Below are 21,836 nucleotides of genomic sequence, written 5' to 3' on the forward strand. Positions count from 1 at the left end.
TGCAACGTGAAACTCGTTCGGGGCTCGTCATAGAGTGTGATGCCGCCCGCGGCAACGGCATTTGCGCCATTTGCCGTCGTCTCGCATGATCCCGCGGAACGCCGGGCGATTCGGGATGCGGGAGACGAGATGGCAGATATTCGCGAGCTCTGGGACGACGTCGCACGGTCGGTTGCCTTTTTGAGCCGCATTCCCGTGCCGGATCGATATTTCCGCGGCTATGACGGCGGGCTCGGCCGCGCCGTGCGCGCCTTCCCTCTTGCGGGTATCCTGATCGCCCTTCCTGCCGCCGTGATAGCGGTCCTTCTGGGCGCGCTTCACGCGAGCTCGCTCTTCAACGCCTCCCTCGTCGTCGCGGTGCAGGCGATGGTCACCGGCGCCCTGCATGAGGACGGCCTTGGGGATACGGCCGATGGTTTCGGCGGCGGGCGCGATCGGGAAAACGCCCTGGAGATCATGAAGGACAGTCGGATCGGCACCTATGGCGCGGTTGCCCTCATTCTTTCCTTCGGCCTTCGCGTCTCGGCCCTGGCTGCCTTCCTGCCGCTGCTGACGCCGACAGGCGGCGGAATTGCGCTGCTTGCCACCGCTGCGCTGAGCCGCGCCGCGATGGTCTGGCACTGGTCCCGCCTCCCGCCTGCCCGCCGCGGCGGGGTCGCCGCCTCGGCCGGTTTACCCGAGCCGCAGGCGACATCGGTTGCGCTCGGCTCGGGCGTGCTCCTCGCGCTCGTGCTGTTTTTCCTGGCCGACATCCCGACCGTCGCCGTCCTGCTTTCGCTCGCTGCCTTCGGGCTTGCGGTGCCAGGCTTCACGCGGATTGCCTTACGCAAGGTCGGCGGCCATACCGGCGACACCATCGGCGCCATCCAGCAACTGACGGAGATCGCCGTTCTGGGCGCTCTTGCACTGGCCATCTGAAAGGCCGATATATTTTTCGAACGAAACAGCAGAGCATCGTCCCGATCATGGAATCTCCCTGCATTCTCGTCTGCACGATCGACGATAGGACCGGTTACTGTTTCGGCTGCGGGCGCACACGTCAGGAGATCGGCGCCTGGACGCTCTACACCGATACCGAACGGCACACGATCATGCAGGCCTTGCCGGCGCGACTGGAAACGGTCGAGCGCAAACCGCGGCGGGAGACGCGCCGGTCGCGCATGGCGCGAGAACAAAACGGCTCATGAGCAGACTGATCGTCCTCCTCGCAATACTCGGCATCGGCCTCGTACTGCTGATCATCAATCACGATTCCGGCCGAACGTTCGGCATGAACAACGACGATTTCGGACAGCTCGTAGCCCTCGGCGCGCTGGGAACGCTTTTCGCCGCCGGTATCGTCAGAAGCCGCCGAACGCTGGGCGAAGGCCTGACACAGATTGCGATCTGGCTGCTGATTGCGTTCGTCCTAGTTGCACTCTATGTCTACCGCTTCGACCTTCGGTCCGTCGGCGACCGGGTGCTGGCAGGACTTATGCCCGGCAGGGCCATGGTCATCACCGACAGCGAGGGTCAGCAGGAGGTGGTGCTTCACAAGCGGATCGACGGCCACTTTGCCGCCGATGCGACAATCAACGGGCGTGAGGTCAGCATGCTTGTGGACACCGGCGCGAGCAGTATCGTGCTCACCCATGAGGACGCGGCGATGGTCGGTCTCGACGTCGCCGATCTCGGCTACACGATCACTGTCATGACCGCGAACGGGCCGGCGCTTGCGGCACCGGTCATCCTGCCGGAGATCGCGATCGGACCGATTCGGCGGACGAATATCCGCGCCATGGTCGCGGCCGAGGGGCGGCTGGACAGCAGCCTGCTCGGCATGAGCTTCCTCTCGACCCTCGACTTCCTGCAGATGCGCAGCGGCGAGCTCCGGCTCAGGGACTGAGCCCGCCGATCCAACCTCAGTTGCGCAACTTGTACCCGGTCCGGAATATCCATGTCAGTGCGGACATGCAGAGGGCGAGAAAGACGAGAATGATTGCCGCGCTGGCGAGCGGATTTACGTCGGAGATCTCGAAGAAGCTCCAGCGGAATCCGCTGATCAGATAAAGGACCGGGTTGAAGTGGCTTACTGCCCGCCAGAATGGCGGCAGCATGTCGATCGAATAGAAGCTGCCGCCGAGGAAGACGAGCGGCGGGACCACCAGCATCGGAATGAGGTTGAGCTGCTCGAAATCCTTCGCCCAGATGCCGATCAGGAAACCGAACAGGCTGAAGGTCACCGCCGTCAGAACGAAAAAGAAAAGCATCACGAAGGGATGGGCGATGCTGAGAATCGACGAACAGCGAGGCCGTGATGAGGATGATCGTGCCGATCATCATCCCCTTTGTCGCCGCTGCTCCCACATAACCGAGCACAATCTCCAGCATGGATATCGGTGACGACAGCACCTCATAGATCGTGCCGGTGAATTTCGGGAAATAGATACCGAATGAGCCGTTGCCGATGCACTGCGTCAGAAGCGTCAGCATCATCAATCCGGGCGTGATGAAGGCACCGTAGGAAATTCCGTCGATTTCCTGGATGCGTCCACCGATGGCGGCGCCGAAAACGATGAAATAGAGCGAAGTGGAGATGACGGGCGACACGACGCTTTGCAGAAGCGTGCGGCGTGTGCGCGCCATTTCGAAGAAATAGATGGATTTGACTGCTTCTATGTTCATCGCCCCGCCTCCACGATCTCAACGAAAATATCCTCGAGCGAACTCTGCCTCGTGGAAATGTCCCGGAGCCTGATGCCCGCCTCGGCCAGCGCCGCGAGCAGCGACGTGATGCCCGTCCGATCAGCGCTCGTGTCGTATTCATAGATCAGGCGTTCGCCTTCGCCCTCCAGCAACAAATTGTAGGAGGCAAGAGAATCGGGAACCCGCTCCAGAGGTTGGGCCAGATCGACGCGCAGCTGCTTGCGTCCGAGTTTCGTCATCAGCGCATTCTTGTCTTCGACGAGCAGTATCTCGCCGCTGTTGATCACCGCGATCCGGTCGGCGATCTCCTCCGCTTCCTCGATGTAGTGGGTCGTGAGGATGATCGTCACGCCCGAAGCGCGCAGCCGCTGGACGACCTCCCACATGCTCTTTCGCAGGCTGACGTCGACACCGGCCGTCGGCTCGTCGAGGAAAAGGACGCGCGGCTCGTGCGAGAGCGCCTTGGCGATCAGCACGCGCCGCTTCATGCCCCCGGAAAGCTCGCGCAGCGTGCTGTCCTTCTTGTTCCAGAGCGAGAGGTCCTTCAGTACCTTTTCGATATGCGCCGGATCCGGCTTCCTGCCGTGAAGCCCGCGCGAGAAGGAAACGGTGTTCCACACCGTCTCGAAAGCATCGGTCGTCAGTTCCTGCGGCACAAGGCCTATCATCGCCCGTGTCTGGCGGAAGTCGCGCACGACGTCGTTGCCGCCGACGGTAACCTGGCCGCCCGTCGCATTGACAATACCGCAGACGATCGAGATGAGCGTCGTCTTGCCGGCACCATTCGGACCGAGGAGGGCAAGAATTTCGCCCTCTTCGATATCGAGGCTGACGCCCTTCAGGGCCTGAAACCCCGAGGCATAGGTCTTCGACAGATTGGAGATGGAAACGATTGGCGCCATGAAACATATCCGGGAAGAGGTGCAAAGACGGCAGGGTGCTGCTCTATATGGGCCGATTCACATGGATTTGCAGCCCGTCCAAGCCAAATTTACGTTGACGCTCCGTCAAGGGCCGCCGCTCCGCTTACCGGCTGCCGCCCGTGCGGCAGTAGAATCTCTTGGAGTGCGGACACCAGCCGTGCCGCCTTTCCTCGGCGAGCCGATAGAAATCTTTCTCGCGTCGCGCCGCGTCGTAACGATGCCGAACAATCTCGAGCGCTGCCTAACTTGATTGCGGTCATCAAGATATATATGCGATGCAAAAGCGTGCATGAGGGCCCGCCGCCCGAACAATGGTCTCTCTCGCCAGCGCGATCGATTTCGGCCACGAGATAAACCGAACGGGTCGGCGCTCTGTCTGCGGAACGGGCCGCGTCAATCATTCGAGGGAGGAGAATTGTCGTGAGGAGAAAACATTCGGTGCTTTGCGCCGCGATCGCCTTTCTGGTCCTGATGGTTCCGGCGGTTACGTTCGCCGGGGAGCGTACAGAGGCGGAGAAGCCTGCACCGATCACGGTCACCGATATCGCCGGCCGCGAGGTGACGGTAAATACGCCGGTCAGGCGCGTACTGCTTGGTGAGGGACGGCAACTCTACCTCGTCGCGTCGCTCGAGCCGGAAGATCCCTTGGCTCGCGTCGTCGCATGGCGCAACGATCTGATCGAGGCCGATCCGGCGACATACAGGCAGTACCTCGAAGCCTTTCCCAGATTGGCGGAGCTTCCGGCATTTCCTGGAAAGGAAAACGGTCTGATCGACATAGAATCGACAATCGTCCTGAAACCCGACGTGGTGCTGCTCAATCTCGAGGCCATGCGTGCGAACGAGGATGCCAAATATATCGAGAAGCTCGCGGAGCTCCAGATTCCGGTCCTCTATATCGATTTCCGCCATCATCCGCTGAAGAACACCGAGCCTACAATCCGTCTGCTCGGGAAGATCATGGAGCGCGAGGCGCGCGCGGAAGAGATCATCGCATTCCGCCGTGAAGCGATGGCACGAGTGACCGACGTCATCGGCACGTCAAAGCCCGAGCGCCCGAGGGTGTTCATCGAGAGGATCGGCGGCTATGCCGACGATTGCTGCCTTACCTTCGGGGCGGAAAACTTCGGCAAGTATGTCGAACTCGCCGGCGGTCTCAACATCGGCAGCGACATTCTTCCATCCACGTTCGGACAGCTCAATCCCGAGCAGGTGATCGCCGCCAATCCCGAGCACGTCGTCGTCACCAGCGCCGACTGGGAGGCCTATGTGCCGGGCGGGCACTGGATCCCCCTGGGGCCTGGCGCGGATGAGACGGTGACCCGGCAGAAGCTCGAATGGTTCACCACCCGCAGCGCCTACACGGACATCGCAGCCCAGAAGAGCCGGAACTTCCACGGCATCTGGCACCAGTTCTACAACAGCCCCTATGAATTCTTCGCCGTCCAGCAACTGGCGAAATGGCTCCACCCGGAGCTCTTTGCCAGCCTCGATCCGGACGCGACATTTGCCGAATATCACCGGCGTTTTCTGCCCATTCCCTATCGTCCCGGCTATGCCGTCAGCCTCGTCGACAGCACTGACTGATCGGCCACAGCCTGGTGATTCAAGCGCGTGAGGCTCTCCACGGAGTGTCTCGCCTTCGCTTTTCTGCGGTCGTGAGGTACGCGGTCACGCCTGCATCCACAGGTTGCGGATCCGGTTCGACCGCACGCCCGACGGCCGGAGGCGCCCGACGGCTCCTCCATGGGCATACTCGGTGAAATCAGAGGTCGGTCGTCATGGAGACCTTCACCGTCAGCGGCGCACCCTGCGACAGGGTGCCGTAACTTGCAACGCCGGACCAGTAGTCAAGGTCGAAGACATTCTCGACATTGGCGCGGAACGTGACCGGCCTCTCGTTGATCGCGGTCAAGTAGCGGGCGCCGAGATCAAGCCGGGTCCAGGAGGGAATTTCCTGGGTGTTTGCGGTGTTCACAAACTGCTCGTCCGTGTGGATGACATTGCCGGTGAGCGTCAGTCCAGGCAAGAAGGGCGTATCCCACTCCGCCCCCAGATTGACCTGCAGAGAAGGCACCCCGATCGGGGTATTGCCACGCGCCGCGTCATCGCTCGTTTTCGTGATTTCGCCGTGGATGAAGGCGACACCACCGAGAACCCGGATTTCGGGTGTCACCTCGCCGAAGACGTTCAACTCGACGCCGCGGTTGCGCTGTTCGCCGCCTTCCGCGAAGACCAGGCCGCCGCCCTGCGTCTCCAGCACGCCGAACGGCTTTTCGATCTGAAACACGCTGGCGGTCACCGCCACGCGTCCGAGATCGACTTTGGTGCCGATCTCGTATTGCCTTGATCGGTAGGGCGCAAGCGTCTCGCCCGAATTGACGGCGGTCGCCGGGGCCGTGTCGCCGACGCTGAGACCCTCAACGTAATTGGCATAAAGCGCGACGCTTTCCCACGGCTTGAAGACGATGCCAGCGAGCGGCGTCAGAGCGCTCTCGTCGGAAGATGCGGTGATCACGCCCGTGGCAGGGCTGTAGTTTTCGGTATCGATATGCTGCCAGCGCCCACCCAAGGTCAGTTGCACGCGCTCATCGAACATCGACATGGTGTCGGAAAGCGCGAAACCATGGAAGATATTCGCCGAAGCTCTTGGCACATGGGTCGGCTGCGGCACCTCCTGCTCAGGACGAGGAAGCGGATCGAAAATATTGGTTGGCTGCGCGATTCCAGAGTTAGAGCCGCGCGCGAGACGTTGCTGAAGCCCGCTGACCTGGAATGTGACCGAGTGATCGATGGCCGCCGTCTCGAACTCGGCGCGAACGCCCGCCTCCGCCGTCAGACGGTCGACATCGAAGACGAAATTCTGCGGGGTGACACTGGCGTCGCCGGCAGAGTTAAGAAGCAGCGGAGTGCCAAAGAGGCGCTCGACCCGCGAATTCCCGCCGCCGACGGCCGCGAAGACGGTGACCGCGTCGCTCAGGTCATATTCAACCCGCCCCAACCAGGACAGGTCCTCCGTCGTCGCCCATTCCCAGGGTTCCTGGATATTGGATCGGCCACCCGGCGCCTCGGGAATTTCGAAATTCCCAAAGGGGAAGAATGGGCGCAGCGGGGCGTCGACGTCCTGCCGTTGCCCGATGACGTCCAGGGTCGCCCGGATGCCTTCGCCCTCGTAGTCGAGCGCGATTGCGCCGACACCGACGTCGAGTGACTGGTTGTCGATGGCGGTGTCGCCGCCGCGATAACTGCCATTGAAGCGGACGCCGAACTGGCGCTGGTCGCCGAAGCGGCGACTGACATCCAGATGTCCGCCGCCGTAAAGATCGGAGGCATAGTCGGTCGTCACGCGAGTCAGATCAATCTCGGGCGCGCGTTTCGGCACGATATTGATACTGCCGCCGACGCTGCTGTTCGGAGAGATGCCGTAAAGGAGTGCCGTCGGTCCCTTGATCACCTCCACACGTTCGGCATAGTCGGTGAACAGGCGAAAGGTGGGAGCGACGCCGAAGACCCCGTCGAAGGAGACTTCGCCAAAATTCCCCTCGTTGAGCGGAAACCCCCTGATGTAGAAGGAATCCAGCATTCCGCCGGAGGCGTGAGTGCTCCTGACCGACGGATCGTTGGCCAGAACGTCGGCTACAGTCTTCGCATTCTGATTCTCGATCGTCGCCGCGGTATAGCTGGTTATGTTGAACGGCGTGTCCATGAAGTCCCGGTTGCCGAGCAAACCGACGCGACCACCGCGCGCTACCTGCCCTCCGGCATAGTCTTCCGGTTCCGTGCCTATCGTCGCAGTCGAGGTGCCCCTCACCTCGATGCGATCCAGTACCGTCGCATCTTGTGCCAAAGCGGCACGGCTCACCGTTGCCAGCAGGACAGCCAGCAGTCCAACACGCAGTTCCATAGATACCCCTCTAAGAACATCGACCGAGACGGCCGACTCGCTTTGCAACGAGCCGAGCACGCCGGTACAAAACCGGTGTTAGATAACTTGATTTTTTATGTCAACAATTGGCGTGCAGCGTTATTTGCAGCGATAAAATGGAACGGCCGCGCGTTCGGCGTCGTCCACCGCGTTCGCTTGCGGGCGTTTTCCGACCGGGAGAAGCCGGATACCCCTGAACACCTGCACCGACATCGTCGACTCCTCCCCCGACATGAGGCCATCGCGGCGTCAGCCGGGCCGTCCAACCGATGGTCCGCTTGTGCAGCGTGCTAATCGCAGTGCCGGTAACCGGTCTTGCGCGTGCGCAGATCGAAGTGGAAATGGTCCTTGTGGAAAGGATCGCTGCCTGGTCCGAGCACCGTGTGGAAATACTTGCAGCTGTCCGTGCGCACCGCTTTCAGGAGCCCCCGCTCACGGAAAGCGAAGAAGCCCTTCTTGCGCACATCGATTTCCTTGCCGTTTTTCAGCACGAACTTGCCGACGTCTATCGCGTTGCCGCGCGCATGTTCCGACATGGGATTGCCGCGGCGGGAGTTCATCGTCCGGCAGGAATAGCCGCCGAGGGGCTTGATCGTCTTGACGCCCGACCAGTAACGATAGCGCGACGACGGCGCCAGCTCGTATTTCACCCACTTGGCGAAGGCTTCCGTTACCTGGCAATTCAGCTTCACCGCAGGTCTGACGGCGATGTCGCCGGACAGGCCGCTGAGCTCGATCGGGTAGTCGATGCCACAGGACGGTCCGTTACGGACTCGCGGAACGTCGCGGAAGACGACGCCGAGCTTCTTCAACCGCTGCCGGCACGCGACCTCCGAGCCCGGCATTTCGCCGGTGTATTCCGGCGTGGACAGGGGGCTGCGGGCGCGCGGTATGAAAGCGATCTGCTGCGGCTGCTCAGTGCGCGTCGCCCGCTGCGGCTCGAGAACACGCCTTCTATTCACTTCCTCGGCCGCGCTCTGCGCGGGCGCAAGGGGCGGCAGGTCGGGATCATAGCCGGGAATCGCCTCAGGCATCGGCATAGGCTGCGGCGCTCCGGCAAGCTGGCGCACATCGCTGTCGCCGATACCGGCCACGACCGGCTGCGTCGTATTCCCCTCGGCGATCTCACCGGCCTGCTCCTGCGCCAGGCCGACCACCGGTTCGACGCCGAGCATGGCGTCCATATTCACCCCCTCGGGCGGAACCGTCATCGATCCGGCCGCGGCGACCTGGCCCTGCGGTGCTAGGGCCGCATTACTGGAAACCGGGGCAACGGAGGTCTGGCTGGCCATGGCGACCGGCTCTGACGACGGATAGGCAGCGACTTCCTGCTCCGGCATGGCTGCAGGCGCCGGCCTGATCGCGCCGACACGGGAGCTCCCGTCGATTCGGGCCGGTGGCGCAAGCACGTCGGTCGTGCAGGCAACGAGCGGAATGGACAACAGCAGCGCCGCCAATGGACGATGAAGAAGAGAAACATACGCCATACTGATTGCCGCCTTCATCCATGACAAAGCTTCGGCCTTGTCCGTGCGCCGCCTGCCCACAGCCGAGAATGAACATGCGGAATGTCGCCAAACGGGCGCTCGGTCGAGAAAGTCGGCTTTGCAAAGCAATTTAAGCAAACGTGGTAAACGAAGCCTTGCCGGCCGCACGCTAAATCGGGCGAGCGGGCACAAAGAAAAGGCCCGCATCCTTACGGGTGCGGGCCATTTTCGTTGTGGGTTTTGTCCTGCTAACGGCATTCCCCGGGATGGGCGACGCGGAACCCGTCCGCTCGTGCCTCGCAGGCATTCGGGAACGTTCTTGATCGTCCATTGCGCTCGCCGCAGACCGGCGCGAATTCGCGCGTGCAGAATTGCGGCTGCTGCGGGCGATCATCCTCACGGCGGCATTCTCCGGGAGCGACGACGCGGAAGCCTTCGGCGCGCGCCATGCACGAATTTGGGAATGTCTGCCTTCGCGGGCCGCGCTGGCCGCAAACCGGCGAAAACTCGCGCGTGCAGGCCCGCTCTTCCGGCGGACGGGATGCCGGACGGCACTCGCCGCGATGAACGACACGGAAGCCGTCGGCGCGTGCCTGGCAGGCATTGGGGAAGGTCCGAATGCGATTGCCGCGTTCGCCGCAGACGGGCGCGAATTCCATCGTGCACATTTGCGGACCCGGCGGGCGGGTCGGTCCCGGACCGGGGCGCGGCTCGTCGACGACCACGGTACAGGCAGAAAGAAAGCCGGCGGCGGCCAGGAAAATGGCGGCAGACTTCATGATGAAACGCTTGAAAGGCAACACAGGTCTCCCCCTTGGCTGGCATCTCGGATGCGGCCGGATCGGCGCGCGATAGCGACCGTCCTCCCGTCGCACCATCTCGCCTGTCTTACGGCCAGGCGTCAACTCCCGCGAGATGCGCCATCCACGCACCACCGACAGGAGCAGGCTCACCCGCCCGAACGACATCGGTTGAACGAAGAGGCCCGCGGCCGCTTGTTTGATTTCCTCATTCCTGTGCTTGTCACAGGAATCCAGCCAGACCAAGTCCTTGGGCTGAAAGAACGCTTCCCGCGCCGCAGACGCAGCGCTGCCCTCATCTCTGTGACAAGCACAGAGATGCAGCCCTCCGAAAAATTTCCCACAGCGCCGCGCATCTTATAAGACGCGCGGCGCTGTGGTGCTGCATGTTTTGTCCACTGATCGGCTACGATCTCAACAGGCCTTAGGCTGCCCTGCCAAAGGCCGGCTGTGCTCCCCGTTCCCCGAGCCTGAACTGTTCGAGCAGCGCCTTCAGCTCGCGACTTTCCTGCGCCAGCGTCTGGCTTGCCGCGGTCGTCTCCTCGACCATTGCGGCGTTCTGCTGCGTCATCTGGTCCATGCTGTTGACGGCCGTGTTGACCTCCTGCAGTCCGGTCGCCTGTTCCCGAGCAGCGGTCGCAATTGCGGCCACCTGCTCGTTGACGCGGTTGACCAGAGCCTCGATCTCCATCAGCGCATCGCCCGTCGAGCGGACGAGTTCGACGCCGGCGCCGACCTCCTTCACCGAGGTGCCTATCAGCTCCTTGATCTCCTTTGCTGCGCCGGCCGAGCGTTGCGCAAGTTCGCGGACCTCCTGGGCAACCACGGCGAAGCCGCGGCCGGCCTCCCCTGCCCGCGCCGCCTCGACGCCTGCATTCAGCGCCAGCAGGTTCGTCTGGAAGGCGATCTCATCGATCACGCCGATGATCTGGCTGATCCGGCTGGACGAGGCTTCGATCCGCCCCATCGCATCGATCGCATTGCGCACGATACCACCGGATTTCGCCGCACTCGCCTTCGTCTCGTCGACCATGTCGCGCGCTTCCAGGGCACGATCCGACGCCTGGCGTACGGTGGAGGTGATCTCGTCGAGAGCTGCGGCCGTCTCTTCAAGTGCCGCCGCCTGCTGTTCGGTCCGGCGCGAAAGATTGTTGGCCGCCTCTGAAATGTCGGCGGCACTGCCATGGACGATTTCGGTGGATTGGGAAATGGCGCCGATGACGTCGCGAAGCGCGGCGACCGCCGTGTTGAAGTCGTCCTTGAGCTTGGCGTATTCCGGCGCGATCCGGGCGACCGCCGCGGTCAGGTCGCCGTTTGCCAGCCGCTCGAGCGCGCCGCCGAGCGTCTCCATCGCCTCGGCCTGGGTAGCGGCAGTCGTACGCTGGCGCTCTTCGTTGCCGCGCCGTTCTGCGTCCAGGCGGTCCTGCTGCTCCGCCTCGCGCGATCGCAGTTCGAGGCGCTCCTTGACGGAGTCGCGCAGGACGACGAGCACCTGTGCCATCTGCCCGATCTCGTCGCCGCGATCAGTTTCCGGAACATCCGAGGAAAGGTCCTCGTCTGCGATCGCCCGCATCGAGACCTTCAGCTTTTCGATGGGCCGAACGACGCTGCGCACGATCGCCAGTGCCGCCATGAGGATCGCGAGCGCTGCCGCGACCAAAATGCCGGCCATCTGCCAGGCGCGCTCGCGGAACATGGCGGCCAGGTCGTCGGCATAAACACCGGTACCGACCACCCATCCCCAGGGCTCGAAACCGGCCACGTGCGAATATTTCAGCACGGGCTGGTCGGCGCCGGGTTTCGGCCAGTAATAATCGACGAAGCCCTTGCCGTGCGCCTGCACCGTCTTGACGAATTCCACGAACAGGAACTTGCCGTTAGGATCCTTGTTCTGCGTCAGGTCGGCGCCGTCGAGTTCGGGCTTGATCGGATGCATCACCATCTTCGGATGCATATCGTTCACCCAGAAATAGCCGCTGTCCTGATAGCGCATCGCCCGGATCGCCTCCAGTGCGCGGCCCTGCGCCTCCTCGCGCGTCAGCGTGCCTGCCTTTTCCTGGCTGTGATAGGCGTCGAAAACCTTGATCGCGTTCTCATTCATCGCCGCGAGCATGGCCTTGCGCTCGGCAACCAGCTTGTCCTGCGCCTGGATCAGTCCAAAGGTCAGCGCCGCCGCCATCGTCAAAAGCGCAAACGCGACCAGCGCGTAAAGACGCGCCGAAATTCGAATTCTTCTCATCCCCTGCCTCCATTTCGAGGCATGCAGAATATGAGCGGCTATTTGCAAAGCTCCTAACAAACGCTCACTAGATTTGAGGGTGATCAAATTAACGATAACACCGTCACGTGTGCCGCCTTTTGCTCCTTCAGCGTGGAATTGTTCCGGCGCCTCTTTGCTCGCCTGACGGCAGTGCGTTAAACCTTGTTCGTCAACAGGGAGACAGGCCGCATGAACGCAGCAAGCAAGCCGAATGGCGAACTGACCTTGCGCACCCTCGCAATGCCCGGCGACGCCAATGCGGCCGGGGACATCTTCGGCGGCTGGGTCATGGCGCAGATGGACCTTTCCTGCGGCATCCGGGCCGCCGAGCGCGCCAGGGGCCGCGTCGTGACTGCGGCGGTAAAGGAAATGGCCTTCGCCATGCCGGTGAAGATCGGCGACACACTCTGCATCTATACCGACATCGTTACGGTCGGGCGGACGTCGATGACGCTCAAGGTCGAGGCATGGGCACAGCGTTACCTCTCGCATGTCATGGAAAAGGTCACCGACGCGATCTTCGTGATGGTCGCGCTCGACTCGACCGGCAAGCCGACGCCGGTTCCGGCCGAGCAATAAGGGCTTAGTTCATGGAGCAGGTGCAGCCCGATCCGGCGATCTTTTCGCACATACGCGTCGTCATGGGCATGGTGATCAGCCTCTCGCTTGCGCGGCTCCTCAGCGGCGTTGCGCTTTTCGTGCAGCACCCCGGCAAGACGAAGGTCTACTGGATACACCTCGGCTGGGTGCTGTTCATGTTCTTCTTCCTCGTCCATTTCTGGTGGTGGGAGTATCATCTGCACTCGCTGGCGGTGATCGACGTCAGCGTCTACCTGTTCGTCATCCTCTATAGCTGCGTCTTCTTCCTCCTCTGCGTCTTCCTCTTTCCGACGACTCTCGACGAGTACAGCGGCTACGAACATTATTTCATGTCCAGGCGCGCCTGGTTCTTCGGCTTCCTCGCCATCGCATTCGCTGTCGACCTCATCGACACCGCCTTGAAGGGCAAGGCCTATTTCCAGTCCTTCGGGATCGAATATCCGCTTCGCAACGCGGCCTATATCGCGCTCTGCATCATCGCGGCGGTCACACCCGACCGGCGCTTCCATGCGTCTTTTCTGGTGGGCGCAGTTCTTTACCAGCTCACATGGATGTATCGCGCCTTCGACCTTCTCGATTGACGGGGGCAGATGCCGCTCGTGGCGATGTCTCACCCCTTGAAGATGAACGACGCCCCGAGCGCGATCAGCGCGAAGCCGATGAACTGATGCCAGCCGATCGGTTCCTTCAGCCAGAAAATCGAGAAGAGGACGAAAATGGTGAGCGTGATCACCTCCTGCATCGTCTTCAGTTGCGCCGCCGAATAGACAGAGTGTCCGATGCGGTTCGCCGGCACGGCCAGCCAATATTCGAAAAAGGCGATCCCCCAGCTCGCGGCGATGACGATGTAGAGCGGCGACGAAGTGAACTTCAGGTGGCCGTACCAGGCGAAGGTCATGAAGACGTTGGAGAGGAGCAGCAGGATGACCGGCCAGACATAGGCAGGATTAATGGCAAATGGCATGGAAACCTCGGGAAGAGCGCGAATCGCAGGCCGAGAATGCTCCGCCGAGTACCGGCGTTGCAAGTGCCTTCCGCTCCCGGTGCAGCGATGCGACCGTCGGTTTAAGCCGGCGCCTCGGAGGTCCTGGAAACGAGTGGAGGATCGCGGTCTTCCGTTTCCCTTTTGTACTCGTTCCCCCTTCACTTTCGACCGGACTCTGTCCATATTCCCGGCATGGCCAGATCACCGAAGAATTCCCCCAAGAAATCGTCGGCACCCGGCGGGTTCGAAGAAGCCCCGCAGGCGCCGCTTTCCGGTACGCCCCTTTCCGGCAATGTCTCCGACTGGGTGAAGCAGCTCGAATCAGAAGCGGAAGCGAGCACCTTCGAGAGCCGGCGCGAAGTTGCGTCCAAGGCCGGCAGGCATCGCAAGAAGGTGGAGATCTCCGCGTCGAAATCGGCTCGCGGCACATCGATGGGCGGAACGACCGATCCGAAGACGCGTGCGGCCGCGGGGCTCAATCCCGTGGCCGGGCTCGATGTCGCCTTGGAGGATGCCGACAAGCTCACCTCCGGTTCGGGCGTCACCGCCACCGTCGAGGCGCTTGCCAAGCTCATCGAGAGCGGCAATCCGCTGTTCAAGGACGGCAAGCTCTGGACGCCGCACCGCCCGGCCCGGCCTGAAAAGTCCGAAGGCGGCATCCCGATCCGCATGCAATCGGACTACGAGCCGGCCGGAGACCAGCCGACGGCGATCGCGGACCTGGTCGACGGCCTCACCTCGGGCGAGCGCAACCAGGTGCTGCTCGGCGTCACCGGCTCGGGAAAAACCTTCACCATGGCCAAGGTGATCGAGGCGACGCAGCGCCCGGCCGTCATTCTGGCTCCGAACAAGACGCTCGCCGCGCAGCTCTATTCCGAGTTCAAGAACTTCTTCCCGGACAATGCGGTCGAATATTTCGTCTCCTATTACGACTACTACCAGCCGGAAGCCTACGTGCCGCGCTCGGACACCTACATCGAGAAGGAATCGTCGATCAACGAGCAGATCGACCGCATGCGCCACTCGGCGACGCGTTCGCTGCTCGAACGCGACGACGTCATCATCGTCGCCTCGGTCTCCTGCATTTACGGTATCGGCTCGGTCGAGACCTATACGGCAATGACCTTCCAGATGAGCGTCGGCGACCGGCTCGACCAGCGGCAGTTGCTGGCCGACCTGGTCGCGCAGCAATACAAGCGCCGCGACATGGACTTTCAGCGGGGCTCCTTCCGCGTGCGCGGCGACACGATCGAAATCTTTCCCGCCCACCTGGAGGATGCCGCCTGGCGCATCTCGATGTTCGGAGACGAGATCGACTCGATCACCGAGTTCGATCCGCTCACCGGCCAGAAGACCGGTGAGCTCAAGTCGGTGAAGATCTACGCCAATTCGCACTATGTGACGCCGCGGCCGACGCTGAACGCCGCGATCAAGGCGATCAAGGAGGAAATGAGCCAGCGTCTCGCCGAACTGGAACGCGCCGGGCGCCTTCTGGAAGCGCAGCGGCTGGAGCAGCGCACCCGTTACGACATCGAGATGCTCGAAGCCACCGGCTCCTGCCAGGGCATCGAGAACTATTCGCGCTATCTCACCGGCCGCAGGCCGGGCGAGCCGCCGCCGACGCTGTTCGAATATATTCCGGACGATGCGCTGATCTTCATCGACGAGAGTCACGTCACCATTCCGCAGATCGGCGGCATGTATCGCGGCGACTTCCGCCGCAAGGCGACGCTCGCCGAGTACGGGTTCCGCCTGCCCTCCTGCATGGACAACCGGCCACTGCGTTTCGAGGAATGGGACGCAATGCGCCCCGACACCATCGCCGTGTCGGCCACGCCCGGCGCCTGGGAGATGGAACAGGCCGGCGGCGTCTTCGCCGAACAGGTGATCCGTCCGACCGGCCTCATCGATCCGCCGGTGGAGGTGCGCTCCGCCAAGACGCAGGTGGACGACGTGCTCGGCGAGATCCGCGAGACCGCCGCCGCGGGCTACCGCACCCTCGTCACCGTGCTCACCAAGCGCATGGCCGAGGACCTGACCGAGTATCTGCACGAACAGGGCGTGCGGGTGCGCTACATGCATTCCGACATCGACACGCTCGAACGCATCGAGATCATCCGCGATCTGCGCCTCGGCGCCTTCGACGTGCTGGTCGGCATCAACCTCCTGCGCGAGGGTCTCGATATTCCCGAATGCGGCTTCGTCGCCATTCTCGATGCCGACAAGGAAGGCTTCCTGCGCTCGGAAACGTCGCTCATCCAGACGATCGGCCGCGCCGCCCGTAACGTCGACGGCAAGGTCATCCTCTATGCTGACACGATCACCGGCTCGATGCAGCGGGCGATGGAGGAGACCAGCCGCCGCCGCGAGAAACAGATGGCCTACAATGCCGAGCACGGCATCACGCCCGAATCGGTCAAGGCGAAGATCTCCGACATCCTCGATTCGGTCTACGAACGCGACCATGTCCGCGCCGATATTTCCGGCGTCGCCGGCAAGGGCTTTGCCGATGGCGGCCACCTCGTCGGCAACAATCTCCAGGCGCACCTCAACGCACTGGAAAAACAGATGCGCGACGCCGCCGCGGACCTCGACTTCGAAAAGGCCGCACGCCTGCGCGACGAGATCAAGCGCCTCAAGGCGGCCGAACTGGCCGTGCTGGACGACCCGATGGCGCGAGAGGAAGCGAAATCGCAGGAGAGCAGCAAGCGGGCCAGCAAGGGCATGCCCGGCACAACGGACACCCTCCCCCTTGTGGGGAGGGTTGCGGAGGGGCAAGGCGACACCCCTCCCGGAGCTTCGGGCCACCCTTCCCACAAGGGGGAGGGAAAGACAGAATCCTACTTCCAGAAGCCCTCGCTCGACAATATGGGCCCGGGGACCGACACCGAACGTCCCCTCTTCCGCAAACCCGAACTCGATGAAATGGGCCGCGACGTGGCGATCCCCTCTTCCCGCGGCCGGGGAGAAGGTGCCCGAAAGGCAGATGAGGGGCAGTCGCTTTTCAGGAAAAACACCCTGGACGAAATGACCGTCGGCCGCACGGAGAAGCCGGTACCGGGACCGGCACCGGAGAAGCCGACCCTCACCCGCGCCAAGCCGGGCGTAGGGTCCTACGAGGAGCCGGCGGAGGAAAAGCGGCGCAAGAGCCGGACGAAGGGCAAGACGGGGCGTCCGGGACGCTGAGCCAGCCCTATCGGGATCCAAGGATCCCGATAGGACTGACACTGGGCCGTTGCCAGGCCTTTCCAGACATCGAATCAACCAAAGCGGTCGCTGCGAGAGCGACCTCAGAACGAGTGCAACGACGCCACCGTTACCCCAATTTTTTATAGGTAGCCCGAAATGATTAGCCCGACATACCCGCGAAACCCTTAAATTTTTACGGAACATTTCCTTCCCGACACGAATTTAAGTTGTCACTAATTTAGGGAGGAAAATATGAAAACCCTGGATGTATTTCTTACGAGCACCGGTCTGGCTCTTATGTCAGTCGGTTTTTCAACTTCGGCAACGATTCCCGCGCACGCCCAGAACCTTACGGGCCCCATGCTCATGGCCGAGCAGTGCAGCCCTCTGACCGACGCCAACTACGAAGCTTGCTGCATGGCTCAGAACAGAGCGGAAATCCTCACGGCCGGGCAAATAGAGCAATGCCCGCCCCTCTCCACGGCGGCCATCGGCAATTCATTTTCCACGACCTCCACCGACAGCGGTCCTCGCAACCTGAATGGCGATGACGGTGGCGGCGGCGGCGGTGGCGGCGGCGGCGGTGGCGGCGGCGGCGGTGGCGGCGGCGGCGGTGGCGGTGGCGATCCCGGCGGTGGCGGTGGCCAAGACACCGGCAAGGGTAACCAGGACCATGGCAAGGGTAACCAGGACCACGGCAAGGGTAACCAGGACCACGGCAAGGGTAACCAGGACCACGGCAAGGGTAACCAGGACGACGGCAAGGGTAACCAGGACGACGGCAAGGGTAACCAGGACAACGGCAAAGGCAGCCAAGATCGCGGCCTTAAAGGTAACCAGGACTAACCAGGACGACGATAACAGCGATGACGGCGGGTCGGGCGCCTGAAGGATTGCTCGCAGGAGCGCTCGACAGCGCCGATGGCAAATGACGAGAGCGCCGTGGCCGGCTCTCATAGCCGGCACGGCCAGTCCGGCTCCCGGCGCGTTCCGGAGAAAGTCGGGCTTGTTGAGCTATGCGCTTCGCGTTTCACAGCTCCAACGAGCAGTCACCCTGCCATGGACCGACGACCGCACCTGCTCTACTCCGCGGCGCGCGCCTTCGCCTCCACCGCTTCCAACTCGTAGGAATATCCCTCGAGCATGGAGTAGGCCTGCTCGATCGCCTCGATCTGGGCTTCGGCGTTCCTGATCGCCTCGGCGATCGACTGGCTACGGGCGCGCAGCATGGAGCCGAGCACGTCTGTCTCGGGCCGCCTGCCGATGCGGTCGAGATGCTTGCGCACGCGGGAGCGGTGGCGTTCCAGTTCCAGAATGTGGAAGCGGTTTTTGACGATGTCATCGGAAAGCTTGCGTCGCATCGCCGCCACCGGATCGAAACTACCGGGCTCGCGTTCATCGAGTATGAAGTCGTTGACGAGGGTCTCCAGCATCATGAGGCCCTTGAGGTCTTTCGGGTCGGCGAGCTGGGGATCGTAACCGGTGTCATCGTAAACTTTGCGGCGCACCGGATCCTTCAAGAGATCGTAGGCCGCCTGCAGCTTGCCGAACTGCTCGGCATCACCGCCGCGGTCGGGATGCGCGGTCTTCACCGCCCGGCGATAGGCCGTCCGGACCGCCCGCTCGTCGGCGTCGCGCTCAATTCCAAGGAGGGCATAGGGATCGATCACGCCGGCCACCTGCTCATCGTCAACTCGCATATTCGTTTCCGGTACAGACCTACCGGTTCGCCGCGGCAGCAGCAAGCCCGCGAGGCTCACGGGGAGAGTGCAGGCTCAACCTAGTGCCGCGACGAAAATGTGGTCGAAACGAGGCAATCCACGACATTTGCCTCGCGACACACGGCACCGCGAGGTCACGCGGGCGCTTCGGCATAAGGCATTGCCCGCAGGTGCAGGACCGCAAGAACTCCCCTTGCCTTTTTCACGGAATACTGCCAATCCTATTGCCGTTCGGGCGTTTTCAATCCCGGAGACTGGACTTTCGCTTTGAGCCTGGCTTAACGCCGGGACAGCCGCAAGCGGCATCGTAGACGTCTTTTCCCCGATATCGTGACCACTCGACGCCTTTCAGCGCATTTCGCTGAAGACGACACGTTCGCTTCCTTCCGGGGGCGCGGACACACTACCTAAAGCAACCGATGCGTGATATTGAAGCGCAGGGTTGCGGCAAAGACAGACTGAAGGAAAAGGACTTCTTCCATGGCCACCAAAGGCATCGTCAAATTCTTCAACCAGGACAAGGGTTTTGGTTTCATCACGCCGGAAGGCGGTTCGAAGGACGTTTTCGTCCACATCACCGCTGTCCAGGCCGCAGGCCTCACGACATTGAACGATGGCCAGGAGGTCAGCTTCGACACGGAGCCGGATCGCATGGGCAAGGGCCCGAAGGCCGTCAACCTCCAGGCTCTCTAAGCCTGGCGTTCGACAAAGCGTGAAGAGCGGCGCTTCGCAAGAGGCGCCGCTTTTCGTTGGAGAGCACCCCATCCCACCTGCCACCTGCCGCCCGCCTTCCCCTCGCCGGCGAAGGAGACTGGCGGCGCAGTCGCGTTACTCTGCCGCCTGCCTTGCCGTTACCGCCTCGAACACCGCGTCGAAAGCAGTGTGGATGACTTGCGGACCGGCGTCCTTGCGGGTGGCGTCGGCAGAGAGTATCTGACGATAGCGCCGCGCGCCGGGCCAGCCTTGGAAGAGCCCGACCATGTGCCGCGTAACGTGGATCAGCCGGCCGCCATTCTCGATATGCGCAGCGGCATGGTTCGCCATGGCATCGCGGATACCGGACCAGAATTCCAGCGACAGATTATGATTACGATCGGAAAAGCCGTCGGGGTCGATCGGCATGGGCGCGGCCCCCGTCAGCGGGTGGACGAAATAGCCGTCGGCGGCAGTCAGCAAGCCGCTGTCGTGATAGGCCGCACGGCCCAGCATCACACCGTCGAGAGGAGCGCCGCATGCGGCCTCTGCCGCAGTCCCGGTGGCTCCTCCCGTCGGTAGCGACCGCGGATCGAGGTGGGACAGCGCCTGATCCAGCTTTTGAAGACCCCCATTGAGACCGATGAAAAGATTCGTATTTTCCGCCTTGAGGCGGTGTACGAGGCCATAGTCGAGTGGCGGAACCTCGCGGTTCTCTCTCGGGCTCAGCCCTTTGAGCCATGCCTTTCGCGCATGCACCCACACGGCATCCGCTCCGGCATCCTTGACGCGCCCGACGAGGTCGCGAAGCGCGACTTCCGGATCCTGATCGTCGACGCCGATACGACATTTGACCGTGACCGGAATCTTGACCGCCGCCCTCATCGCCGCGATGCAGTCGGCGACCAACGCCGGCTCCTGCATCAGACAAGCCCCGAAGGTGCCCGATTGCACCCGGTCTGACGGGCAGCCGACATTCATGTTGATCTCGTCGTAGCCGAAGCCTTCTGCGATCCGCGCCGCCTCCGCCATCTTCGTCGGATCGCTGCCGCCAAGTTGCAGGGCGACCGGATGTTCAGAGGCATCGTGGCCGAGCAGCTTTTCCCGGTCGCCGCGCAGAATCGCATCCGCGACGATCATTTCCGTATAGAGCAAAGCATGCCTCGACAGCAGGCGCGCGAAAAATCGATAATGACGATCGGTCCAGTCGATCATCGGCGCAACGGCAAAGACGGGTGCCTTGAAGTACCTGTTTTTATCTTGCTTACCAGCGGTTTGCGCTGTTTCTTTCATGTCCGGTTGGCTCTCATTTGACGCGTTTTTAGCCCGTTCCTGCTGTGCTATTGCTACAATGTAGCAAATGGCCGGAGGCTTATAGCAAAAACATGGGCACCATCGTCTAGCGAAGTGCCGGAATGGGCAGAAAGGCGATCATCCCGGTCGAGGATGTCTGCCGCGACTATTTCAATCACATGGCGATTTCCTGAAAGTCTCGAGGTCCAATGTCTGAAGTCGATTGGTTGAGCCATCTCCTGCAAATCGTCACCGTAACCGGTCAGCTCGAGGTCCGCTGTACCTACGGTGCGCCATGGCGTGTGGACTGGGGCCGGGCTGCGGCGAACGAAATCCCCTACCACGCCATCGTCCAGGGTCGGGCCGTTTTCGAGGATCCGGAGACGAAAACGACGAGGGAGTTGGTGAGCGGAGATATCGTGCTGCTACCTCATGGTGCAGCGCATGTACTGCACGACGGTAGCGGGCAAACTCCTATCCATACCCGGCAACACCGGAGGTCTGCCGGATGGATGCTGAGCGAGAACGATAGCCAGGGCGAGCAACTCGATCTGTTGTGCGGTCGATTTTTCATCGCGCCGCCTCATGATCGACTGATCCGTAACTACCTCCCCACAAATCTCGTGGCGCGGGCCACGGACAGCCGTGGAGAAGATGGTATCGGTTCCGCTTCCAACCAACTGGCCAGTCTGGTGAGGCTGATGCGTATGGAGTCCGCCGGCGACCGAGCGGGAGGACGCGCCGTTCTCAACGCCCTTTCTTCGGCCCTGTTCACACTGGTACTGCGAGCGGCGAGCGAATCCGAGAAAGCCCCCGAAGGCTTGTTGGCCCTGGCCGGCCATCCGCGACTTGCTCCAGCCATTGCGGCCATGCTTGGCGATCCGGCCCATCCATGGAAACTGCCTGATCTGGCGGATTTGTGCGGCATGTCACGCGCCACGTTCATGCGGCACTTTCAAGATAGGCTAGGTTGCTCCGCGCTCGACTTGTTGACCGATCTCCGCATGAGTCTGGCAGCCAACGAACTCAAGAAGCCGGCAATAAGCACTGAAGCCGTGGCCGAGACGGTGGGATATCAATCCGTTTCCGCATTTCGACGGGTGTTTGCGGAAAGGATGGGGATGACGCCGGGGGAATGGCGCCGACTGGCGCACAATGGCGCGTAGGCCCCAGGACGATCTTAGCTCATATGCGCTAGTTTGATCCTTTCGCGCATCACATTGAGCCAATCCAGTCTCGATGTTTGCATCGTCATTCGTAAATTGGGTTCCGTCA

At 62.2% G+C, this 21,836-nt stretch carries 18 protein-coding genes and 1 pseudogene; 10 read left to right on the plus strand and 9 right to left on the minus strand.

The features are described from left to right. The first annotated feature begins 129 nt into the window (after window positions 1-129). The 3 genes from AC5J09_RS21765 to AC5J09_RS21775 are packed head-to-tail and all read left to right on the plus strand — an operon-like array spanning window position 130 to window position 1,885. Window positions 130-918, plus strand: a complete 789-nt coding sequence (locus tag AC5J09_RS21765; protein WP_494298461.1) for an adenosylcobinamide-GDP ribazoletransferase — start codon at window positions 130-132, stop codon at window positions 916-918. Between the two features lie 47 nt (window positions 919-965). Then, window positions 966-1,187: a DUF1289 domain-containing protein gene (locus tag AC5J09_RS21770; protein WP_020487477.1), complete on the plus strand. Its 222-nt coding sequence runs from the start codon at window positions 966-968 to the stop codon at window positions 1,185-1,187. Then, window positions 1,184-1,885, plus strand: a complete 702-nt coding sequence (locus AC5J09_RS21775) for a TIGR02281 family clan AA aspartic protease (RefSeq protein ID WP_494298462.1) — start codon at window positions 1,184-1,186, stop codon at window positions 1,883-1,885. The genes AC5J09_RS21770 and AC5J09_RS21775 overlap by 4 nt, the downstream gene beginning before the upstream one ends. A 16-nt stretch (window positions 1,886-1,901) precedes the next feature. Here the strand turns inward: AC5J09_RS21775 and AC5J09_RS21780 are convergent. Continuing rightward, window positions 1,902-2,664: pseudogene (locus AC5J09_RS21780) on the minus strand (ABC transporter permease). After that, the gene (locus tag AC5J09_RS21785) at window positions 2,661-3,587 is read right to left on the minus strand and encodes an ABC transporter ATP-binding protein (RefSeq protein ID WP_275597802.1); all 927 of its coding nucleotides are present in this window, start codon (window positions 3,585-3,587) and stop codon (window positions 2,661-2,663) included. The pseudogene AC5J09_RS21780 and the gene AC5J09_RS21785 overlap by 4 nt, the downstream one beginning before the upstream one ends. A 492-nt stretch (window positions 3,588-4,079) precedes the next feature. On the opposite strand from AC5J09_RS21785, the gene AC5J09_RS21790 reads away from it, so the two are divergent. After that, window positions 4,080-5,195 carry an ABC transporter substrate-binding protein gene (locus AC5J09_RS21790; protein ID WP_379943088.1) on the plus strand — a complete coding sequence of 372 codons (1,116 nt, stop codon included), beginning with the start codon at window positions 4,080-4,082 and terminating at the stop codon, window positions 5,193-5,195. 178 nt (window positions 5,196-5,373) lie between these two features. Here AC5J09_RS21790 and AC5J09_RS21795 read toward each other — a convergent pair whose 3' ends face one another. From AC5J09_RS21795 to AC5J09_RS21810, 4 genes are all read right to left on the minus strand, one after another. Then, on the minus strand, window positions 5,374-7,512 hold the full coding sequence (locus AC5J09_RS21795; protein WP_494298463.1) for a TonB-dependent receptor: 2,139 nt from the start codon (window positions 7,510-7,512) through the stop codon (window positions 5,374-5,376). A gap of 311 nt (window positions 7,513-7,823) precedes the next feature. Next, a complete protein-coding gene (locus tag AC5J09_RS21800) occupies window positions 7,824-9,020 on the minus strand; it encodes an extensin family protein (RefSeq protein ID WP_324761885.1) in 1,197 nt (398 codons plus the stop codon). Window positions 9,021-9,268: 248 nt separating this feature from the next. Next, window positions 9,269-9,823, minus strand: coding sequence for a Kazal-type serine protease inhibitor domain-containing protein (locus tag AC5J09_RS21805; protein ID WP_324761886.1), 555 nt, complete (start codon window positions 9,821-9,823; stop codon window positions 9,269-9,271). Window positions 9,824-10,244: 421 nt separating this feature from the next. Then, window positions 10,245-12,059 carry a methyl-accepting chemotaxis protein gene (locus tag AC5J09_RS21810; protein WP_324761887.1) on the minus strand — a complete coding sequence of 605 codons (1,815 nt, stop codon included), beginning with the start codon at window positions 12,057-12,059 and terminating at the stop codon, window positions 10,245-10,247. Between the two features lie 210 nt (window positions 12,060-12,269). On the opposite strand from AC5J09_RS21810, the gene AC5J09_RS21815 reads away from it, so the two are divergent. After that, the gene (locus AC5J09_RS21815) at window positions 12,270-12,659 is read left to right on the plus strand and encodes an acyl-CoA thioesterase (RefSeq protein ID WP_029956838.1); all 390 of its coding nucleotides are present in this window, start codon (window positions 12,270-12,272) and stop codon (window positions 12,657-12,659) included. An 11-nt stretch (window positions 12,660-12,670) separates the two neighbouring features. Continuing rightward, the gene (locus AC5J09_RS21820) at window positions 12,671-13,261 is read left to right on the plus strand and encodes a hypothetical protein (RefSeq protein ID WP_018095188.1); all 591 of its coding nucleotides are present in this window, start codon (window positions 12,671-12,673) and stop codon (window positions 13,259-13,261) included. A 29-nt stretch (window positions 13,262-13,290) separates the two neighbouring features. Here AC5J09_RS21820 and AC5J09_RS21825 read toward each other — a convergent pair whose 3' ends face one another. Then, window positions 13,291-13,644, minus strand: coding sequence for a DMT family protein (locus AC5J09_RS21825; RefSeq protein ID WP_100673067.1), 354 nt, complete (start codon window positions 13,642-13,644; stop codon window positions 13,291-13,293). A gap of 213 nt (window positions 13,645-13,857) precedes the next feature. Between AC5J09_RS21825 and uvrB the strand changes: the two genes are divergently transcribed. Then, on the plus strand, window positions 13,858-16,851 hold the full coding sequence (gene uvrB / locus AC5J09_RS21830) for an excinuclease ABC subunit UvrB (RefSeq protein ID WP_494298464.1): 2,994 nt from the start codon (window positions 13,858-13,860) through the stop codon (window positions 16,849-16,851). A gap of 255 nt (window positions 16,852-17,106) precedes the next feature. Continuing rightward, on the plus strand, window positions 17,107-17,700 hold the full coding sequence (locus AC5J09_RS21835) for a hypothetical protein (protein WP_494298465.1): 594 nt from the start codon (window positions 17,107-17,109) through the stop codon (window positions 17,698-17,700). Between the two features lie 236 nt (window positions 17,701-17,936). On the opposite strand, the gene AC5J09_RS21840 is transcribed toward AC5J09_RS21835, so the two are convergent. Next, entirely contained in the window at window positions 17,937-18,554 is a 618-nt protein-coding gene (locus AC5J09_RS21840; protein ID WP_018095192.1) for a J domain-containing protein, read from the minus strand. Between the two features lie 501 nt (window positions 18,555-19,055). Between AC5J09_RS21840 and AC5J09_RS21845 the strand changes: the two genes are divergently transcribed. Continuing rightward, window positions 19,056-19,268 carry a cold-shock protein gene (locus AC5J09_RS21845; RefSeq protein WP_003535347.1) on the plus strand — a complete coding sequence of 71 codons (213 nt, stop codon included), beginning with the start codon at window positions 19,056-19,058 and terminating at the stop codon, window positions 19,266-19,268. 135 nt (window positions 19,269-19,403) lie between these two features. Here AC5J09_RS21845 and dusA read toward each other — a convergent pair whose 3' ends face one another. Continuing rightward, window positions 19,404-20,561 carry a tRNA dihydrouridine(20/20a) synthase DusA gene (gene dusA, locus AC5J09_RS21850; protein ID WP_494298466.1) on the minus strand — a complete coding sequence of 386 codons (1,158 nt, stop codon included), beginning with the start codon at window positions 20,559-20,561 and terminating at the stop codon, window positions 19,404-19,406. A gap of 209 nt (window positions 20,562-20,770) precedes the next feature. Here dusA and AC5J09_RS21855 point away from each other — a divergent pair, with 209 nt between their 5' ends. Beyond that, window positions 20,771-21,727: a cupin domain-containing protein gene (locus AC5J09_RS21855; protein WP_494298467.1), complete on the plus strand. Its 957-nt coding sequence runs from the start codon at window positions 20,771-20,773 to the stop codon at window positions 21,725-21,727. Window positions 21,728-21,836 lie beyond the last annotated feature (109 nt).

The sequence above is a fragment of the Sinorhizobium sp. genome (assembly GCF_059070375.1).